Genomic DNA, 19,491 nt, shown 5'->3' with positions numbered 1-19,491 from the left:
GCGGCCGACCCCTTCGCACGGTCCAGCGCATGTTTCCCACCTATATTCATCAGGAAAACCGAACGTTCCTGAGGGGCGACGCCACCCATGTTCGACCTCCACCGACTCCGTCTGCTGCGCGAACTCAAGCACCGCGGCACCCTCGCGGCCGTGGCCGCCGCCCTCTCCTACAGCCCGTCCTCCGTCTCACAGCAGCTCTCCCAACTGGAGTCGGAGGTGGGCGTCCCGCTGCTCGAACCCGTGGGACGGCGGGTACGGCTCACCCCACAGGCGGAGATCCTCGTCGCCCACACCGAAGCGGTCATGGAACGCCTGGAACGGGCCGAGGCGGACATCGCCACGTCCCTCACCGACCTCACCGGCACCCTGCGCGTCGCCGCGTTCCAGACGGCCGCGCTCACCCTGGTGCCGGTCATGCTGGGCCTCCTCCGCGAGGCCCACCCCCGGCTGCGGGTCCACGTCACGCAGATGGAACCGGAACGAGCCCTCCCGGCGCTCCAGGCCCGCGACTTCGACCTGGTCGTCGCCGAGGAGTATCCCGGCCACCCCACGCCCCGGCCCGCCGGCCTCGAACAGGAACACCTGCTCGACGACGCCCTGCGCCTGGCCCTCCCGGAATCACCGGAAGTCGCCGGCGGCCCCACGGCCGCCCTGCGCGCCCTCGCGGAACGGCCCTGGGTGATGGAACCGGAGGGCAGCACCGCCCGGCACTGGGCCACCACCCTGTGCCGCGCCGCCGGCTTCGAACCCGACGTACGGTTCGAGAGCACCGACCTGCTCCTCCACCTCCGGCTCGTCGAGGAGGGCCACGCCGCGGCCTTCCTGCCCGACCTCGTATGGAACGGCCGTCCCCCGACCGTCGCGCTCCGCCGGCTCCCCCGTGGCCGGGGCGCGCGCACGATCCTCACCGCGGCCCGCCGGGGCGGCGGCCGCCACCCGGCCGTCGAGGCCTGCCGCGACGCCCTCCGAAAGGCGGCCGGGGCGTGAGAAGACGCCGACGGCGGCCGGAAGCCGGCGGGGGCGCCTCCTGTCGTACGGCGTGACACCAGTGCCTCCACGCGCCCTCACCGCCCGGAGCGGGCCGGTTTGTCCCGTGGGGAGAAATGAGTACGGGGTCCGCCGTCGCACACCCCCAACGGGTCGTCGGCACGGGGCCCGGGCCGGGACGGCGGGCGCCGACCGCCGCGCCGTCGCTCGCCTACGGGATCGAGGTGACCGGGTGCGTACGACCATCGAGGACTTCGGCGAGGACTCCGGCGACCCGGACCGCCGGCTGGGCTCCGACCCCGTCGCGATCGTCGGCCTCTCCGGACGGTTCCCCAAGGCCCGCGACATCAGGGAGTTCTGGGACAACATCGTGGCGGGCCGCGACTGCTCGGACACCGTGCCCGAGAGCTGGTGGCGCCCGGACCGGTACTACGACCCCGACCCCTTTGCCGAGGACAAGACGTACTGCCGTCGCGGCGGCTTCCTCACCCCCGAGATCTTCGACCCGCTCGAATTCGCGATGCCACCGAACACGATGGACTCCACCGGACTGGTGCAACTGCTGAGCCTGGTGGTGGCCAAGGAAACACTGAATGACGCGCGACGCGGCAGGGACGACTGGTGCGCCCCATCCCGTACCGGCGTGGTCCTGGGCGTGTGCGGCACCAACTCCACCCTCATCCCGCTCGCCGCCCGCCTCCTGGTCCCCGAAATGGTGGAGACCATGCTCGCCGTGGGCGTCCCCGAGGCGCAGGCGAAGGAGATCGTCCGGGCCCGGCTCGCGGCCCTGCCGCCCTGGACCGAGGACTCCTTCCCCGGCATCCTCGCCAACGTCGTCTCCGGACGCGTCGCCAACCGCCTCGACCTCGGCGCCGCCAACCACACCGTCGACGCCGCCTGCGCCAGCTCCCTGGCCGCCGTCCGCTGCGCCGTGGACGAACTGATCTCCCGCCGCGCCGATGCGATGCTCACCGGCGGCTGCGACGCCGACAACTCGATCGTCTCTTTCATGTGCTTCAGCAAGACCCCCGCCCTCTCTCTCACCGGCACGGTCCGCCCCTTCGACGCCGAGGCCGACGGCACACTGGTCGGCGAGGGCATCGGCATGCTGGCCCTGCGCCGCCTGGCCGACGCCGAGCGCGACGGCGACCGGATCTACGCCGTCCTCAAGGGCCTGGGCGGTTCCAGCGACGGCAACGCCCAGAGCATCTACGCCCCCTGCGGCGCCGGGCAGACCGCCGCGCTGCGCCGCGCCTACGCCGACGCCGGCTGCCCACCCGCCACCGTGGGGCTGATCGAGGCGCACGGCACCGGCACCCCCGCCGGCGACGAGGTCGAACTCACCGCGCTCAACGACCTCCTGACCACCCCCGACGACCGGCACTTCGTGGCCGTCGGCAGCGTCAAGTCGCAGATCGGGCACACCAAGGCCGCCGCCGGCGCGGCCGGGCTCATCAAGGCCGCGCTCGCCCTCCACCACAAGGTGCTGCCTCCCACCATCAACGTCACCACCCCCCACGCGCAGGCCGTCCGCCAGGACGGCGCCCTTTACGTGAACACCACGGCCCGGCCCTGGGTGCGCGACCTCTCCGGCACGGCCCGACGGGCCGGGGTCTCGGCGTTCGGCTTCGGCGGCGTCAACTACCACGCCGTCCTCGAAGAACACCAAGGCCCCCTCACGGAGCGGGAGTACGCGCTCCACGACACCCCCTCCGCGTACCTCTGGCACGCCCCCGACGGAGCGGAACTGCTGCTGCGACTGGAGCGCGGCGACCCACCCGATCCCGGACCGGCCCCCGCGTCGCACGCCCGCCTCGGCTTCGTCGCCACAGGACGGCCGGAGTACGAGGAACTGCTCGCACTCGCCGTCGCCCGATTGCGCGACCACCCCGGCGACGACACCTGGCACCACCCAAGCGGCATCCGTTACCGCACCCGGGCCCTGCCCCCCGGCGCCAGAACAGGGGCACTGTTCGCGGGCCAGGGAAGCCAGTACCCCGACATGGGCCTGCGCGCCGCCCTCGCCCTGCCCCCGGTGCGCGCCGCCTTCGACGCCGCCAACGCCCGTTTCCCCGCCGCCGACAGCCTGGCCCGCGCGGTCTTCCCCCCACCGGGGACCGGTGACGCCACCCTCCACGGCGAACGACTCCGGCGCACCTCCCACGCCCAGCCGGCCATCGGCGCGCTCTCCACGGGCCAGTACCGCTACCTGCGCGAGCTGGGCTTCGCCCCACACGGACTGCTCGGCCACAGCTTCGGGGAGCTGACCGCCCTGTGGGCCGCCGGCGTACTCGACGACGACACCTTCACGGCCCTGGCCCACGCCCGGGGCCAGGCCATGGCACGACCACCCGGCCCCGGCCACGGCCCCGGCGCCATGGCCGCCGCACGCATGAGCCGCGACGAACTCGCCGGACTCCTCGCCGCACATCCCCAACTGATGGTGTGCAACCACAACGCCCCCGACGAACAGACCGTCGGCGGCCCGACCGCCGCCGTACGGCACTTCACCGACGAGTGCGCCGCACACGGCCTGCCCGTACGACTTCTGCCGGTCGCGGCCGCCTTCCACACCCCGCACATCGCCCACGCCGCCGGGGAGTTCGCGGCCGCCTGCGCCGAGGCCGCCTTCGCCCCGCCCGCGCTGCCCGTCCACGCCAATACGGCCGGGGCGTCCTACGGCGACGACGCGGACGCCAACCGCCGCACCCTGGTGGAGCAGCTGCTGCGCCCCGTCGACTTCGCCGCCCGTCTGGAGGAGATGTACGCCGACGGCATCCGGGTCTTCGTCGAGTTCGGCCCCCGGCGGATCCTCACCGGGCTCGTCGAACGGACCCTCGGGGCCGACCGGGTGGAGGCCATCGCCTGCGACGCCGGGCCCGGCACGGACGCCTGCGCGGCGCTCAAGCGGGCGGCCGTACACCTGGCCGTCCTGGGCCTGCCCCTCACCGGCATCGACCGCTACACGGCCCCACCCCGCCCTGAGCGCGGGACGCCCTCCAGGGTGGCCCGCCGCCTGGACGGCCCGTTCTTCGCCGTGGAGAAGCTGCGCGGCGCCTACGAGGAACTGCCGGCCCGGCACTCCGCCGCCGGGGAGCGGGCCGAGCCGGAGAGCCCGCCCGCCCCGTACACACCGGCGGCCCGGGCCGAGGAGACCGAGCCGCTGACCCGCGCCGCCACCGACCACCTGGCCGCGCACGCCCGCTACATGGACAGCGAGGTCCGCACCACCGAACAGCTCGGTGCGCTCCTCGCCAGGGGTGCGGCGGCCGGCCGGATGGACGCGTCGCTGCTCGCGGCCGTCCAGGCGATCGCCGCCCACAGCATGGCCCTGGGCGAGACGCACGCCCGCGCGGCCGAAGCGATCTCCGGGCTTCTGCGCCCGCCGGAACAGGACGACCCACCCGTGCCCGTACCGGCGGCGGCCGATACCGCGGTGGCGGCACCCCGCCCGGACGCCGGGCCGCAGGACGGGAGCCCGCTCGCCGAGGGCAGGTCGGCGCTCGCCGAGCTGTGGGCGGTCCAGCAGGGGGAGGCCGCGGCGACCGGCACGATGGACGTCGGCACGGTCGACCCCGACGAGGTCGAGCGGAGCTTCCGTGCCGTGATCGCCGAAAAGACCGGCTACGACGTCGACATGATCGAGCCCGACATGGACATCCAGGCGGACCTCGGCATCGACTCCCTGAAGCAGGTCGAGATCGGCGCCGAGATGTGGCGCCGCTATCCGGTGATCGCCCGCAGTGATATGTACCGGTTCAGCGAGGCCCGGACGGTACGCGAGCTGACGGCCATCGCCCAGGACATCATCACCGACCCCAAGCCACGGCTGATCTCACCGATGGTGGGCACCTCCCTCGGCAGCGCCTGGGTGACCCCCGCGGACCTGCCCGCCGTCGACGTCCGGGACCGCGCCTACCCGGAGCGGCCCCACGCCCTGCTGATCGACGACGCGGGCGGGCTCGGCCGCCTCCTCACCGACGCCCTCACCACCCGGGGCTGGAGCGTCAGCCGGCTGGCCCTCCCCGGCACCGGCACCGGCACCGGCACGGAGACACCCCGTCTGACGGACTGGGAGGAGGACACCCTGACCGCCCGCCTCGCCGAGCTCCTGGCGGACGGGACGCGTCTCGACCTGTGCGTCCTGCCCGTCAGCCGCGAGGCCGGCGCCCGCGACGGCACGGACGCCGATGGGACAGGCGACGACGGGACGGACACCGCCGCCGACCGGGTCATCACCCGCCTCCGGCACGCGATCCTGGTGGCCAAGCACACCCGCCCCGCCCTGGAGGCGGCCGCCCGGACCGGCACCCGCGCCGGCCTGGTCGCCGTCACCAGGCTCGACGGGGCGCTCGGCTACGCCGGTTCGGGCGGCGACACCGCGGCCGCCCTCGCGGGCGGACTCGGCGGACTGGTCAAGACCCTCGCCCTGGAGGCGACGACCCTGTTCTGCCGCGCCCTGGACCTCGCCCCCGGCCTGTCCGACGAGGAGGCCGGAGCGGCCTTCGCCGCCGAGCTCGCCGACCTCGCCGGCGACGTACGGGAGGTCGGCGTGGACGCGACCGGCCGCCGCACGCCCCGGGTGTCCCACACCCCGTGGCCCCGGACCCCGACGGCCGCCACCGATATCGAACTCGCCGAGGACGATGTCCTGTTGGCAACCGGCGGCGCCGGAGGCATCACCGCCTGGTGCGTCGAGGAACTGGCGCGCGCCCACCGCTGCGGCTGCGTCCTGCTCGGCCGTACGCCCCTGACGGACGAGCCCGGCTGGGCCGCCGCGCTCGGCAGCCCGGAAGAGCTGCGCGCCGCCCTGGAGGCCCGGGCGCGCGACGCGGGGGAGGACCCCGGCGAGGAACCGGCGCGCACCCGCGTCGAGGACGCCCTCGGCCTGCTCGTCCGGCAGCGCGGCATCCGCACGTTCCTGGACACCCTGCGCTCGTACGGCGCCGAGGCCGCGTACGTGGCGGCCGACGTCCGCGACCCGGACGCGGTGGCCACGGCCCTGGCACCGTACGCCGCCCGGATCACCGGTGTCCTGCACGGCGCGGGCGTCCTCCGGGACCGGCCGCTGGCCGAGGCGGACCCGGACGGCATCGCCGCGGTCGTGGACACCAAACCGGCCGGCCTGCGGAACGTGCTCGCGACCCTGGACGCCGCACGGCTGCGGCACCTGGTGCTCTTCACCTCCGTCACCGGCGTCTGGGGCAACCTGCGGCAGGCGGACTACGCCCTCGCCAACGAGGCGCTCAACCGCTTCGGCTGCGCCTGGCAGGCCGCCCATCCCCACTGCCGCGTCGTGCCGGTCGCCTTCGGGCCCTGGACCGAGGGGATGGCCGCGGACCTCCACCAGCTCTTCACCGAGGTCGGCGTGCCCGTGCTCTCCAGGGAGGAAGGGTGCGCACGGTTCCTGGAGCTGATGGCTCCCGGCCGGGGCGGCGGGGTGGCGCTCGTCGGCCCGACCGTGCCGCTCTTCCAGCGGGCCGACCTGCTCCCCGACGCCGGCCTCACCGCGCACCGCGTGCTGACGGGGCTCGGCGAGGAGCCCGTCCTGCGGGCGCATCGCGTCGCCGGGGTGCCCATCCTGCCCATGACGGCCGCCGTGGGCTGGGCCCTGGGCACTGTCGAGCGCGTCCACGGGGGAGCCCGGCCGGTCGTCGAGTGCCGGGACGTCAGGATCGCGCAGGCGATCACCTTCCCGCCCGGGCATCCCGAGCGGTTCCGCGTCCGGCTGGCCCGCGACGCGCGTCCGGCGGTCGTGCCGTTCGTCCACGTGAGCGTCGACGACGCGGGAGAACAGGGGAAACCGCGCTTCGAGGGCCGTTTCCGGCCGGCGGACGGGCCGGGCGAGGCACCCGTGACGAGCCTGCCGCCGTACACGTTCACCGACGAGCCGCACTCCGGCTACCGCGACGGCCGGCTCTTCCACGGTACGGCCCTCAACGGACTGCGCAATGTCCTGGACGAGGCGCCCGGCCATCTGGTGATCACCGCCAGGATGCCCGACCCGGCGTTCGCCCACGGCGCGTTCGCGGGGCGGCTGTACAGCCCCGCCCTCGCCGACCTGCTGATGCAGGGTGCCCTTCTGGCCCTGCTGGCGCTGGCCGGCGGCGAGGAGATTCCCGTACCCGTCTCCGTCGAGCGCCTGGAACTGTTCGGCCCGCTCCCCGACGACGAGCCCTTCGTCATCACCGTCGACGTCGACGAGGCCCCGTCCCCGACGACGTTCTTCTCCCAGTGCGTGCTGACCGCCTGCGCGCCCGACGGCCGGATCCACCAGAGGTGGAGCGGCGTCCGCATGGTGTGGATCGAGCCGGCCGCCCTGGCCGACGGCATTGCCACCCGGGGCACGGCGGGCCGGAAATGATCAAGGAGGAATCCTCATGGACGAACTCGGATTCGAGGGGATTCCGCTGCCGCGACCGGCCGTTACTCCGGCCGTCGCTCCGGCCGCTGCTCCAGGGCCTGCTCCGGAGGCCGTCGTTCCGGCGCTCGGCCCGGAGACCATCGGCCCGGAGACCATCGGCCCGGAGACCATCGCCCCGGAGACCGCAGCGTCCCTCACGGCGCGGCTCGTCGAGCGTCTCCAGCACACCCACGCCCGTGTCCTGGCGGCCCATCAGGCCGTCATCGCCTGGCAGCTCGCCCGCGTCGCACGCCCGGCGGACCTCTCCCCGGCCCCCGCCCCAGCCGTACCCGTGCCCTTGCCCGCGCCGGCCCGGCCCGGCGACGCCGTGGCGACGATCCTGTCCGCCGCCGCCCGCGCGCTCCGGGCCGCGGGCACCGGCCCGTATCCGGGGAGCGCGGTGGTCACCTGGTGGGACGAAGCGCCCGAACTCCCCGACACCGCGCCGCGCGCCGAGCGCGACGGCGAGGAGTGGCGGATCGGCGACGGGGAGCGGACCTTCGCCGTCCTGGTACCGCACGGGCCGCAGGACTCCTGGCCCGAGTCCCCGGTCCCGCGCTTCCCTCCCGACCCCCGCCCGCTGGCCCGTGCCACGGTGACCCGGCTGACCGCCGCCGATCTCGACGCGCTCGCCGCCGGTGACATCGCCCGCGTCCTCGGGGCCGCCTTCGACCAGAGCGGCCGGCCACCCGCCACCCTGCCCGCGCCCTGGCCCGCCCGGCTGCTGGACACGGTCACCCTCGCCGACCCGCGCGGCGGCCGGAGCGCGCAGGGCCTGCTGTACGCCACCACCCGGCTGCCCGACCGCGCCGGGGAGGCCTGGCCGCACTGCGTGGCGGCGGCCCTGGAACTCCTCCGCGTCCACGCCTTCCACCAAGGCCTCCACCTGTGCCTGCCCGGCGCCCGCGCCACCCTCCCGGCCCGGCGGCCCGTCCTGGTGGACGTCCGCGACACCCCGGCCCCGCCCGGCGCGGAACTCCGGCTGGAGGCCGAGATCACCGCTACCGGCATGCTGCCCAGGCCGTATGCGACCGCCGACTGCGAGGTCACCGTGGCCGGCCGCTCCCTGGTACGGCTGCGGGACCTGGGCGTCGTACTCAAGGAGGGGCCGGGACAGGACGCCCTGGACCCCGGCCGGCCCAGCCTCCGCAGGAGCGTCACCGGCAAACGCGTGATCGCCGACGAACTGCACACCGCGATCTTCGCCGAGGGCGACCTGGGCACCGTCCCACTGCCCGGGAGCACCACACGCGTCACCGGCCGGGTCCGGCCCAGGCTGCCCCGAGGGGACTTCCGCATGCTGGACCGCGTCGTCGACAGGGACGGGGAGTGGGGCGAATACCGCCCCGGCAGCTGGGGCCTCGCCGAGTACGACGTCCCGGCCGACCCCTGGTACGTACGGGAGAACGGCGGGACGATGCCGCAACTGGCCCTCATGGAGACCGCGCTCCAGGCGGCGGGCCTGTTCAGCGGCATGCTCGGGGTCGCGGGCGCGTACCCCGACGGGCACCTCTCCTGCCGCAACCTCGACGGCAGGGCGCGGCTGCTCCGGCACGTCGACACACCGGGCACCACCGTGGAGCAGCACGTCACCCTGCGGTCGCACTCGCCCCTGCCCGACGGCGTCATGCACCGCTACGACTTCCGGCTCCGCGCGGGCGGCGAGCCCTTCTACGCGGGGGAGGCCGTCCACGGCTTCTTCACCCCAGAGCTGCTGGCCGAGCAGCAGGGCCTGGACGGCGGTACGTACCGGCCCCCCTGGCTGGAACGCCACCCGCCCGCCCCCGCCGACGTCCGCCGGCTGGACCCGCGCCGGGACCTCCGGCCGGGGCGCGGCCGCCTCGCGCTGCTGGAGGACGTGACGCTCGTACCCGGCGGCGGCGACCACGGTGCCGGATACGTCCTGTGCGACAAACCCGTGCGGCGCGACGACTGGTTCTTCCACCACCACTTCTTCCAGGACCCCGTGATGCCGGGCTCCGCCGGGGTGCAGATGCTCTACCAGGCGGTGCACGCCTACGCCCTCCACACAGGCCTGCTCGACCACCTCGTCCGCCCCCGCTCGCACATCGCCGTCGGGGAGGAGCTCCACTGGTCGTACCGGGGGCAGATCCTGCGCGAACACCGGCGGGTGCGCGGCGAAGCGCACATTCGTGAGGTGCGCCGCGAGGACCGGCGGGTCCTGCTGCGCGCCGACGGCAGCGTCTGGCGCGACGACCTGCGCATCTACCAGGTGGACAACATCGCGGCCGACATCCGCGGGGAGGCCGCGTGACCACGCGGGCGAGGGGAGCGACGATGACACCCGCTCAGGTGCGGTACGACACCGACGGCGTCCACGCGGTCCTGGCCGACCTGGACCGCCCCTGCTACATCGTCGGCGACGGCGGCCGTGTGGGCGCCATGAACGCGCCGCCCGTCCCCGGTGACGGCTTCACCGTCCTGGCCGCCGTCGCCCCGCAGCACCCCGACCGGCTCGGCTCCGCCGAGTTCCGTCACCACCACGGCGTCCGCTACGCCTATATGACCGGCGCGATGGCCGGTGGCATCGCCTGCGAGGACCTGGTCATCGCCGCCGCCAGGGCCGGGCACCTCGCCTCCTTCGGGGCCGCCGGACTCCCCGAGGCCCGGATCGACACGGCCTTGGAGCGGCTGGAACGTTCCCTCGGCTCCGACGGGGTGCCGTACGCGTGCAATCTCATCCACAGCCCCATGGCACCCGGCCAGGAACGCGCCTGCGTCGACGCCTGCCTGCGCCACCGAGTGCGCTGCGTGGAGGCCTCCGCCTTCGTCCAGCTCACCCCCGACCTGGTGCGCTACCGCCTCGCCGGGCTCCACCGCGACCCGGGCCCCTCCGGGGTACGGGCCGAGCACCGGGTCGTCGCCAAGGTCTCCCGCCCCGAGACCGCCGGACTGTTCCTCCGCCCGGCCCCCGAGGAGCTGACGGCCGCCCTGGTGGCCGACGGGCACGTCACCGCCGAACAGGCCGCGCTCGCCCGCACGGTGCCGCTCGCCGACGACATCACCGTCGAGGCCGACTCAGGCGGCCACACCGACCGCCGCCCCCTCGCCGTCCTGCTGCCCGCCGTCATCCGCCTGCGCGACCGCGTCGCCCGCGAGCACCCCGCCACCGCGCGGGTCCGCGTCGGCGCGGCGGGCGGCATCGGCACCCCGGAGGCCGTGGTGGCGGCCCTCGCGCTGGGCGCCGCGTACGTCGTCACCGGATCGGTCAACCAGGCCGCCACCGAGGCCGGCACCTCACCGGCCGTCAAACGGCTGCTGGCGGACGCGGGCCTGGCCGACTGCGTCATGGCCCCGGCCGCCGACCTGTTCGAACAGGGCGTGACCGTCCAGGTCCTCGCCCGGGGCACCATGTTCCCCGGCCACGCCGGCCGGCTGTACCGCCTCTACCGCGACCACGACAGCCTGGCCGCCCTGCCGCCCGCGGAACGCCGCTACCTGGAACAACGCGTCCTGCGCCGCCCCCTCGAAGAGGTCTGGCGCGACACGGCGGACTACTTGGCGGCCCACCACCCGTCGTGGCGCGAGCGCGCCGAGCGGGATGCCAAGTTCCGGATGGCGATGGTCTTCCGCTGGTACCTGGCCATGGCCTCGCGCTGGGCCGTCACCGGGGAGGCCGGGCGCAAGGGGGACTGGCAGATCTGGTGCGGGCCCGCCATGGGCGCCTTCAACGCCTGGACGGCCGGCAGCGCCCTGGCCGATCCCGCCCGGCGCCAGGTCACCGCCATCGCCCACCACCTCCTCCACGGCGCGGCCTTCCACGCGCGCGTCACCCGGCTCCGGCTGGCGGGCGTACGGTTCCCGGCCGCCTGCGCGGAGTACCGGCTGCCCGCGGCCGGGGTGACGGTCAGGGGTTGACGAAGAAGCCGCTGAACCGCGGGGCGAGCCACGGCCTGCGGCCGCCGGGACGCATCGCACCGCGGACGACCGCCTTCCAGAGAGGGGTACGGCGGAAGGCGATCAGCAGCAAGGTCCTCGGATCGGTCGTGATCCGGCAGTCGTAGGCACGCGGCGGCGCGTCCCGGGTCACCGTCGCGACCCCGTCGTCGACGACGACCGCCAGCCGCGGCCCGCCCTCGACGGCGAGGTCGTAGGCGAGACGGACGCCCCGAGCCCGCGCCGCCTCGACCGCGAACGGCATCATGGTCGGCATCGACTGCCCGAGCACCAGACGCGCGTCGTCCGGCGTGATCACCCAGGGCAGCCGGGCGCCACGAGCGATGTCGAGGCCGTGGAGAAGGGTCTCGCTGAGCATCATGCCGGTGGCCGCGGCCAGGGTGATGGCGACGTCCGGCCCGTACCAGGGCGTGGTGACGGGCGCGTCCGGCGCGAGCCCCTCGGTGACTCGAAGAAACGTTTTGCCCCGTTCCAATACCAGCTCGTCGAGACACGTGCGCGCCTCCTCGCCGATCAGGCCGAGGGACTTGGAGTTGACCGAGGCGACCCGCTCGGCGAAGGTGCTGTCACCCGTCGGCAGCACGCTGTCCCAGTCCTGGAACTCATGCGTGAACGCGGAGCTGTACGCCACGTAGACAGCGCACACATGCGCACCGACGTCGCCCACCGTCCACGGCGGCACCCCCGAGGGCACCTCCGGGTCGGCGACATCGCGCAGCAAACCCGCCAGCCGCGCCACCGCGGCCCGCAACGCCGCACGGGCCCTCTCGTGCTCGGCCCCGGCATCGAACCGGCCGGCAGTACCCATGGCCCACCCCTTCGGCGACGGACGGCCCGCAGGGTACCGCGAGGCTCGTGGTCATGACAGGGGAAGGGCGGCGGAACGGTTCAATCGCCCGCGCCGCTCCCGTCCTGGCGCCGGTAGACGGAGTGCTGGACGTGCTCCTTGGCCGGGCCGGCCGTCCGCCAGCGCACCCGCCATTCGCCGGGGGAGACGACCGTGAAGGTGCCGTCGTAGAGGTCGGCGCCGCACGGGTGGCGCGTGTGCCAGAGGCCCGTGCGGAGGTCCAGGTCGTGGAAGGGACGGCCGTCGGCGAAGGTCACCTCGGCGGTCCCGTCCGGGCCGGGCAGGAGCCCGAGCGTACGGCCGGCGCGGTTGACCGTGCCGTTCCAGTCCAGCTCGCCATCCTCGACGTGGAGCAGACGGGAGCCGTCGCCGTCCGCCCGGAACTCGGCCGTGCCGCGATACGTGCCGACCGACCCGGTGGCCAGGTCGGTGAGCGTACGGTCGACCGTCCAGCGGCCGGTCAGGAAAGCCAGGACGTCGGAGACCGGGAACACGGCGGTCGGCCCGGTCGGCCCGGTCGGCCCGGACTGCCCGGACTGCCCGGACGGGGGAGCGGTGGCGGCGGCGGAGCTCATGCCCTCAGTATCCGCCGCCCCGGCGGCCGGCTCGCGCAGGGCAGCCGCTCCCGTTCGCCCGTGGCGCAACCGGTCCGCTCCTGGCGTACTCCTGTTCCCTCAGCGGTCTCCGCGCGCAGACTCAGCCGCATGAGACTTCTGGTGATCGGTGGATCCGTGTTCCTGGGCAGGGCTTTCGTCGAGGAGGGGCTGCGGCGCGGCTGGGAGGTGACGGTCTTCAACCGGGGCAGGACCCAGGCCGACCCGGACGGCGTCCGGGTGATCCGGGGCGACCGCGAGCGCCCCGAGGACCTCGCCCGGCTCGCCGGAGAGGGGCCCTGGGACGCGGTCGTGGACGTCTGCGGGTACGTCCCCCGCGTCGTGAAGGCCTCGGTCGAGGCCCTGGCCGGGTCGGCGGCCACATATCTGTACGTGTCCTCCATAAACGCCCGCCCCGGCTGGCCCGCCGAGCCCGTGGACGAGAGCTCGCCCCGGCACGACTGCGCCCCGGACGCGGGCCCCGGCGACGGGGACTACGGCAAGCTCAAGGTCGGCTGCGAACGGGCCGTGGAGGAGAGCTTCCCCGGGCGCGCGCTGATCCTCGAGCCCGGCCTGATCATCGGGCCGCACGACCTCGCGCGCCGCCTCACCTGGTGGCTGCGCCGGGCCGGGCAAGGCGGCCGGATGGTCGCGCCGGGCGCGCCCGACCGCGGGATGCAGCTCGTCGACGCCCGTGACATCGCGGTGTTCGGCCTGGACCGGATCGTGGCCGAGGACGCCGGGACGTACCTGGTCAGCGGTACGCCCGCGAACACGACCTGGGGCGAGTTCCTGGGCACATGCGTGGCCGTGACCGGCGGTGAGGCGGAGCTGGTGTGGGTGGACGACGAGATCCTGCTGGAGCACGAGGTCGCCGTCTGGACCGAACTCCCGCTGTGGGCCCCGGAGTACGGGGAGACGGCCGCGGTCTGGCGGCCCAGCTCGGCCAAGGCCGTCGCCGCGGGGCTGCGCTGCCGCCCGGTCGAGGAGTCCATCCGCGACACCGCCGCCTGGCTGTTCGGCCCCGGCGGCCTCGACGAGGCGTTCGGCCCCGACCGTACGGGCCGGGAGGCGCGGCCCATCACACCCGAACGGGAGCAGGCCCTGCTGGCGGCTGCGAGCCGGCCCCGCCCGCTCCCCGGAAGCGATCAAGATCGGCGGAATATGGAATAACACCGGGGGAATTCACGCCTGTTATGCCAAGCTGACGTTCATGCTCGATCACATAGCGATCCAGGTACGGGACGTCGCCGCGAGCGCGCGGTTCTACGACGTCGCCCTCGCGCCGCTCGGCGGCGGGCGCACCAAGACCTTCGGGGAGAATGTCGGCTTCGGTACCACCGGCCACACCCTGTGGCTCGTCCCGGCCGCCGACGGCGACGACGGCCCGGCCCGTGAACTGCACGTCGCCTTCACGGCGCCCGACCGCGCGGCTGTCGACGCGTTCCACGCCGCCGCCGTCGCGGCCGGAGCCGAGTCCCTGCACGCCCCACGGGTGTGGCCGGAGTACCACCCGTCGTACTACGGGGCGTTCGTGCGCGACCCCGACGGCAACAACGTCGAGGCCGTCTGCCACACCCCGTAGCCCGGAGCCGCGCTCTTTCCGGCGCGGCTCCGGCGGGCTGTACGTTCCGTGCGTGCCCGCCCGATCCCGTACCGTCGCGCCGCCGGCTGAGCGCCGTTCACCGTGTGCCCCCGCGACCCGCCCCCCGGGTCAGGGACGTCAGCCAGACCACTCCCAGCAGGGCGACGACGAGTAGCCCGCCGTCGGAGAACAGCGTGTAGAGATGCCGCTGTTCAAGGGTGGGGTGCGGCATGTACCCGTTGTCGAACAGGGCGCGCTGTCCCGCGTTCGCCGTGAGCGCGTAGACCAGCCAGACCGCGATGCCGTTGACCGAGTCCCACAGCGCGTGGAGCACCGCCACCCCCATGTACGTGCCGACGACCCGGCTCGTGAGCCGGAAGCGGCCGTCGCTCCCGCGGTCGGAGAGCAGGGCGGCACCCAGAATGGCCGTCCACAGGCCATGGCCGAACGGGGCCAGGACGCCGCGCAGGATCTCCGTCTCCACGAGGTCGCGCAACGGCCGCCCGTGCAGGGTGAACAGGGCGTTGAACGCGTAGCCGGAACTCTCGAACGCCGCGAACCCGAAACCGACCGCCGCACCGAGCACCAGCCCCGTCCGCAGCCCCCGGGCGTCCGGACGCCGACGCAGGACGAACATCAGCGCCAGGGCCTTGACGGCCTCCTCGATCAGGCCCACGCCGAGGAACAGCGACAGGGAGGGGTGGAGCAGGTAGTACTCCAGGACGGACGCCCCGAGGACGCCCAGGACCCCGCCGACGACGAAACAGCCGAGCAGCAGGTCCACGCCCAGCACCCGGCCGTGCTTCTCGTAGGCCCACAGCGTGAAACAGCCGGGCACGAGAAAACTGCCCAGCAGGATCAGAGTCGGCAGCAGGTTCGAGTTCTGCGTCGTGTACGTGACCGCGACGGCGAGCAGCCACAGCACCAGCCCGCCGAGCAGGCACCGCCACCACAGGCCCGGCCGCGGGGCGACGGAAGGTGCCGGGGGCGGCGGCTCCGGGGCAGGCGCTGCCGGCCGGGGCCGGTGGGACCAGCCGGGGACGTCACTCATGGGCGCTGGACCCCCTGCGACGGTCGAACTCTCGGGTGCCACCTCGTTTTCCTGAGTGGCCGCCCGGAACCGGCGGCAAACACCCCGAGCGGGCGTTCACACGTTCGGCGGCACGCCTCACTCCTGTAGGTGATGCCGCCCGCCGAGCGCGCTCCGCATGCTGGTGGTGCCGGGCCGTCGGACCGGACGGCGCACGGCACCAGGACCGACCATGGACCTCCCGTCAGGCCACGCCGTCCAGCTGACGCTTGAGCCGTGCGAACAGCTCGCCGACGGCGGCGTCCGCGGCGGCGGACACCGGGAACAGGTTGAGGAAGCCGTGGATCAGCCCGGCGTAGGCATGGACGAACACCTCCACACCGGCGTCCTGGAGGGCCCGCGCGTAGGCCAGGCCCTCGTCGCGCAGCGGGTCGTACTCGGCGGTTCCGATGATCGCGGGAGCCAGTCCGGCGAGGCTCCGGGCCCGTAGCGGCGACACCCGCGCCGAGCCGCGCACGGCGGGGTCGTCGCCCGCGTAGAGGTGCTGGATATCGGCGATGTTCCCGCTGGTGAGCAGGTATCCGGAGCCGTTCTCGGCGCGCGAGGGGTACTCGCCGTCGAAGTCGGTCGCCGGGTAGGCGAGCAGCTGGGCCGCCAGCGGACGGCCCTCGTCCCGGAAGGTCTGGGCGATCACGGCGGCGAGGTTGCCGCCCGCGCTGTCCCCGGCCACGGCGACGCGGTCGCGCCGCGCCCCGTACTCCTTGACGTGCTCGGCGACGTGACGCGCCACGGCGAGGCAGTCCTCGTAGGAGGCGGGGAAAGGGTGTTCGGGCGCCCGGCGGTAGTGGACGGCGACGACGACCGCGCCGGTGTCCCGGCACAGCCGGCGGGTCACATGGTCGTGGCTGTCGAGGTCGCCGGTGATCCAGCCGCCGCCGTGGAAGTAGACCACCGTGGGGACCGGGCCCTCGTCCGCCGGCCAGTAGATCCGCACGGGGACGCCCCCGGCGGGCCCGGGCACCGCGCCGTTCTGCACGGAACCGACGGCGATGGGCTCGGCCGGCGCCGTCGAGGCGGACAGCCGCCGCTCGGCCTCGCGCAGCGCCTCGGGGTCGGTCGTCCGGACGGGGGCGGCGGCGACGGCGTTCGCCCGGTCGAGGAGGCCGACGAGATCCGGGTCGAGGGGCATGGACGGTGCCCTTTCCTTCGGACGGGTGAAATGGACGGGCCCGTCCGGAGGAAATGTCCCGGGCCGGCGGCCGCCGGCCCGGGAAGGCGCGGACGCGGCGCATGCCGCCATGATGAACGGCGATCAGCCCACGGGCCACTCGTGCGGTCCCGATGGCCCATCACCCCGCGCTTCCGCGCGGCCTTTCGGGGAAATGAAAAAAGGCGACCCCCGGTCGAGTGGTCGCCTTTACGGGCCCGGCACGCGGCCGGTGCCGTCGCCCGAGTCCTTACGCGAGGCCGTCGGCGGTCGCCTTGGGGGCCTTGGCGCGGCGCTTCTTGGCCTGCTGCGGGAGGGGCTGGGCCTCGCGGGAAGCGTCCAGGAACGGCTTCAGGGCCTCCAGGAGCTTCTCCATGGACTCCTTGCCGAGGTCCACCTCACGCCGCTCGTGGGTCATGCACGGACGGGTGGCCAGCTTGTGGCTGCCGTCCTCGTTCACCTCGTCGGTCTCGTATTCCTCGGTGCCCATGACCGGGGCCAGGATCTCGACGGTGAAGATGTCCTCCGTCACCTCGGGATTGAGGTCGTCGTGGAAAATACGCCGCCAGTACGTTGTGATTTCCTGCCCGCCGACCGGAACGGAGACCGGCTCGACGCCCGGGGCTTCCTTTTCGGATTCTTCAACCTGCTCGAACTTGACTGCCATTGGGCACTCCTTTTTCGTGGGGTCAGCCCCAAACGATATAAGAAACAGGCGTGTTGGGCCAATCGGCAAGGCGGGCGGAACCTTTGGGGTGAAGAGGGAATTTCGCCGCTTCCGGGAGGCCTGCCGGACACCCGCTCCGCCGCCCCGGTGCCGTGTCCGGCCGAGGCGACGGTGCGTCTCATCTCCTACATGTGAGGCCGTATGACGGCCCGACAGGCGTCGGCCGGTCAGCCCTGCTTCCGCTCCCGTTCCAGCGAAACGCGCACCCGGTCGACCCCGAGGCCGATCTCGTTCTCGTGCGGCACGGGCGGCGGCGTGTCGCGCAGCAGGTTCACGACCGCGTCGAGGTACTTCTGCCGCTCCTCGCGGGACTGCCGAGGCCCGGCCACCCCGGACTGCCAGGAGTCCTCCTTCCAGCGCTCGATGTCCACCTGCTGCTTGACGAACTCCTCGTTGTACTGCTCGGCCCGCTCCACCAGCGCGTCCCGGATCGCCTTGTCGTAGTGCCGCCGGAGCTGCTCCGGCAGTTTCCCGACGCGCTCCCGGGCCCGCTTCTCGATGCTCCAGGTGAGGATCCTGGAATTGGCCGACACCCGCTCGCGGTCCGCGTCGGTGGCCGCGTCGGCGCGCAGCCCGGCGAAGCGGCGCTCCACCGCGACGATCTCCTCGGCGGCGTCGTGGAGGATCACGGCCTTCTCGGCCTCGAGCTGTTCCCGCTCGGTCGCGAGGGCCGACTTCACGAGCCGCTCGAAGCCGTCGGCGCGGAACGCCTGGAAGGCCTCCTCCCACGCCTTGTCCCGCGTCTGCTGGAAGACCGTCACCGAGGGGATCTGCGCCTCCTGCCACTTCTGGCCGAAGTAGCGCGCGCCGTGGACCGTCAGCCCCAGCGGCCACAGCGGTGACACCGTCAGCGCGTCGCCGCCGAGGCAGGCGATCGTGTCCCCAGCGTCCGCTCGGCCGTGCTCGGCGTCGGCCCCGGCCTGTGTCCCGCAGCCCACGAACGGCACGATCGCCGCGATGGCCGCGGCCTTGTCGAGGCTGGTGGTGTCCTGCGCGAACGCGTCGTGCACGCCCTTCGCCCACAGCGCGGCCCCGGTCACCAGGAGGGCCCCCTTGGCGGTGCCGCCGGCGCTCCTCAGCTTCGCCCGCACGCCGGCCTTCGCCGCCGGGGACAGGCTGGTGTAGCCGCGGATGCGGGCGTGGACGTCGGCGGGCGTGAGCTTCCGGCCGCCGGCCCCGGCCACGTTCAGGGAGTACTTGGCCGCCAGCCGGGCGAAGGCCTCCTCCACCTGCCGGGCCTCCAGCGCCTCCGAGCTCTCCGGAGTGCCGGCCCCGGGCCGCTCCCGGTCCACGGGCTGCTTCGCCGCGTTCTCGCCGGGCGGGGTCTTTTCCGGACGGGTGCCGTCCGGTTCGCCCCTCTCGCACGCGCTCACCGAACGCTTCGACCGGCCGCCGGACGGGCCGGCCTCGCAGACGCCGTGGCCCTCGGGCCACCCCTTGCCGGCCAGCCAGTCGCCCATTCCGGGGTTCCGGGGGTCGTCGACCCCCACGATGAACAGGTATTTGCGCGGGATGTCGCCCTCGTGGGCCCAGGCGCCATTGGTGGACTTACCCCCGAGCTTCCCGTTGTCGCCCTTGAGATTGCCGCGGCCCAGCAGACCGCCCTGTTCCTTGAGTTCGTTCCACCGGATCTTCACGCGTACGGCGCTGCCGCGCGCCTCGATCTCGTTGGCTCCCTCGATGCCCTTCGGTGTGGTCGAGTCCCACATGAACACATGCCGGTGGTGGCCGAGTTTCACGCTGCCCGGCGCCAGCTGGACACCGAGGTGCTCCGCGGTCCGGAGACCGTTTTCGTGAAGTGTCCGCCTGAGGCCGTCGAGGCCCGTTCCCTGTTTGTCCACGGCTATGTGCACGTATTCGGGAGCCATGACCTGCCGGCTCGTGCCCCCGTTCTCCGGCCCCGCCGGCGGGGCCGCCTCGGCGACGGCCGCACCGGTCATCGTGAGGACCACGGCCGTCGCCACCGCCGTCATCGCCGTACGCCGCGGGGCGAAACGCCCCATTCGATTGCTCATCGTTCCCCTTCTTCAGTCCACGACAGCGGCACCGGAATCCTTTTCGTCGGGCCCCCGTCCTTCCGGGGCCACCGAGGCAGGAAAGGGCCCACGACGGCCATGGCAGGCGGCCGTCGTGGAATTCCCGGTGCGGACTTCAGAATTCACGCCGGGTGTGACCGGCGGTAACGGCCGAATGG

12 protein-coding genes are annotated in these 19,491 nt (G+C 73.9%); 6 read left to right on the top strand and 6 right to left on the bottom strand.

Features of this window, described 5'->3' with window-relative positions; all coding sequences use genetic code 11:
* Window positions 1-87 precede the first annotated feature (87 nt).
* The 4 genes from RM609_RS00175 (at window position 88) to RM609_RS00160 (ending at window position 11,269) form a co-directional block, all read left to right on the top strand.
* Window positions 88-987 (top strand): LysR substrate-binding domain-containing protein, encoded by a 900-nt coding sequence (locus RM609_RS00175; protein WP_311606811.1) that lies wholly within the window; start codon window positions 88-90, stop codon window positions 985-987.
* Between the two features lie 232 nt (window positions 988-1,219).
* Window positions 1,220-7,351: a polyketide synthase gene (locus tag RM609_RS00170; RefSeq protein WP_311606809.1), complete on the top strand. Its 6,132-nt coding sequence runs from the start codon at window positions 1,220-1,222 to the stop codon at window positions 7,349-7,351.
* A 16-nt stretch (window positions 7,352-7,367) separates the two neighbouring features.
* Complete coding sequence (locus tag RM609_RS00165) at window positions 7,368-9,665, top strand: 3-hydroxyacyl-ACP dehydratase (RefSeq protein ID WP_311606808.1); 2,298 nt, start codon at window positions 7,368-7,370, stop codon at window positions 9,663-9,665.
* 23 nt (window positions 9,666-9,688) lie between these two features.
* The gene (locus RM609_RS00160) at window positions 9,689-11,269 is read left to right on the top strand and encodes a PfaD family polyunsaturated fatty acid/polyketide biosynthesis protein (protein ID WP_311606807.1); all 1,581 of its coding nucleotides are present in this window, start codon (window positions 9,689-9,691) and stop codon (window positions 11,267-11,269) included.
* Here the strand turns inward: RM609_RS00160 and RM609_RS00155 are convergent.
* A complete protein-coding gene (locus tag RM609_RS00155; RefSeq protein ID WP_311606805.1) occupies window positions 11,259-12,116 on the bottom strand; it encodes a maleylpyruvate isomerase N-terminal domain-containing protein in 858 nt (285 codons plus the stop codon). The two genes, RM609_RS00160 and RM609_RS00155, sit on opposite strands and share 11 nt — an antisense overlap.
* An 80-nt stretch (window positions 12,117-12,196) precedes the next feature.
* Entirely contained in the window at window positions 12,197-12,730 is a 534-nt protein-coding gene (locus RM609_RS00150; RefSeq protein WP_311606804.1) for a DUF6314 family protein, read from the bottom strand.
* Between the two features lie 129 nt (window positions 12,731-12,859).
* Here RM609_RS00150 and RM609_RS00145 point away from each other — a divergent pair, with 129 nt between their 5' ends.
* Together RM609_RS00145 and RM609_RS00140 are read left to right on the top strand one after the other, a co-directional pair.
* Entirely contained in the window at window positions 12,860-13,921 is a 1,062-nt protein-coding gene (locus RM609_RS00145; RefSeq protein WP_311606802.1) for an NAD-dependent epimerase/dehydratase family protein, read from the top strand.
* A gap of 40 nt (window positions 13,922-13,961) precedes the next feature.
* The gene (locus tag RM609_RS00140; protein ID WP_311606800.1) at window positions 13,962-14,333 is read left to right on the top strand and encodes a VOC family protein; all 372 of its coding nucleotides are present in this window, start codon (window positions 13,962-13,964) and stop codon (window positions 14,331-14,333) included.
* Between the two features lie 97 nt (window positions 14,334-14,430).
* Here RM609_RS00140 and RM609_RS00135 read toward each other — a convergent pair whose 3' ends face one another.
* The 4 genes from RM609_RS00135 to RM609_RS00120 form a co-directional block, all read right to left on the bottom strand.
* Window positions 14,431-15,384: a PrsW family intramembrane metalloprotease gene (locus RM609_RS00135; RefSeq protein ID WP_311606797.1), complete on the bottom strand. Its 954-nt coding sequence runs from the start codon at window positions 15,382-15,384 to the stop codon at window positions 14,431-14,433.
* 223 nt (window positions 15,385-15,607) lie between these two features.
* The gene (locus tag RM609_RS00130; protein ID WP_311606795.1) at window positions 15,608-16,552 is read right to left on the bottom strand and encodes an alpha/beta hydrolase; all 945 of its coding nucleotides are present in this window, start codon (window positions 16,550-16,552) and stop codon (window positions 15,608-15,610) included.
* Window positions 16,553-16,820: 268 nt separating this feature from the next.
* Window positions 16,821-17,237: a hypothetical protein gene (locus tag RM609_RS00125; protein ID WP_311606793.1), complete on the bottom strand. Its 417-nt coding sequence runs from the start codon at window positions 17,235-17,237 to the stop codon at window positions 16,821-16,823.
* A 227-nt stretch (window positions 17,238-17,464) separates the two neighbouring features.
* Window positions 17,465-19,312, bottom strand: coding sequence for a hypothetical protein (locus tag RM609_RS00120; protein ID WP_311606792.1), 1,848 nt, complete (start codon window positions 19,310-19,312; stop codon window positions 17,465-17,467).
* Between the last annotated feature and the right edge of the window lie 179 nt (window positions 19,313-19,491).

It is taken from the genome of Streptomyces hesseae, from assembly GCF_031845785.1.
Taxonomy (GTDB): domain Bacteria; phylum Actinomycetota; class Actinomycetes; order Streptomycetales; family Streptomycetaceae; genus Streptomyces; species Streptomyces hesseae.
This window is presented reverse-complemented; position numbering and strand designations above follow the sequence as displayed.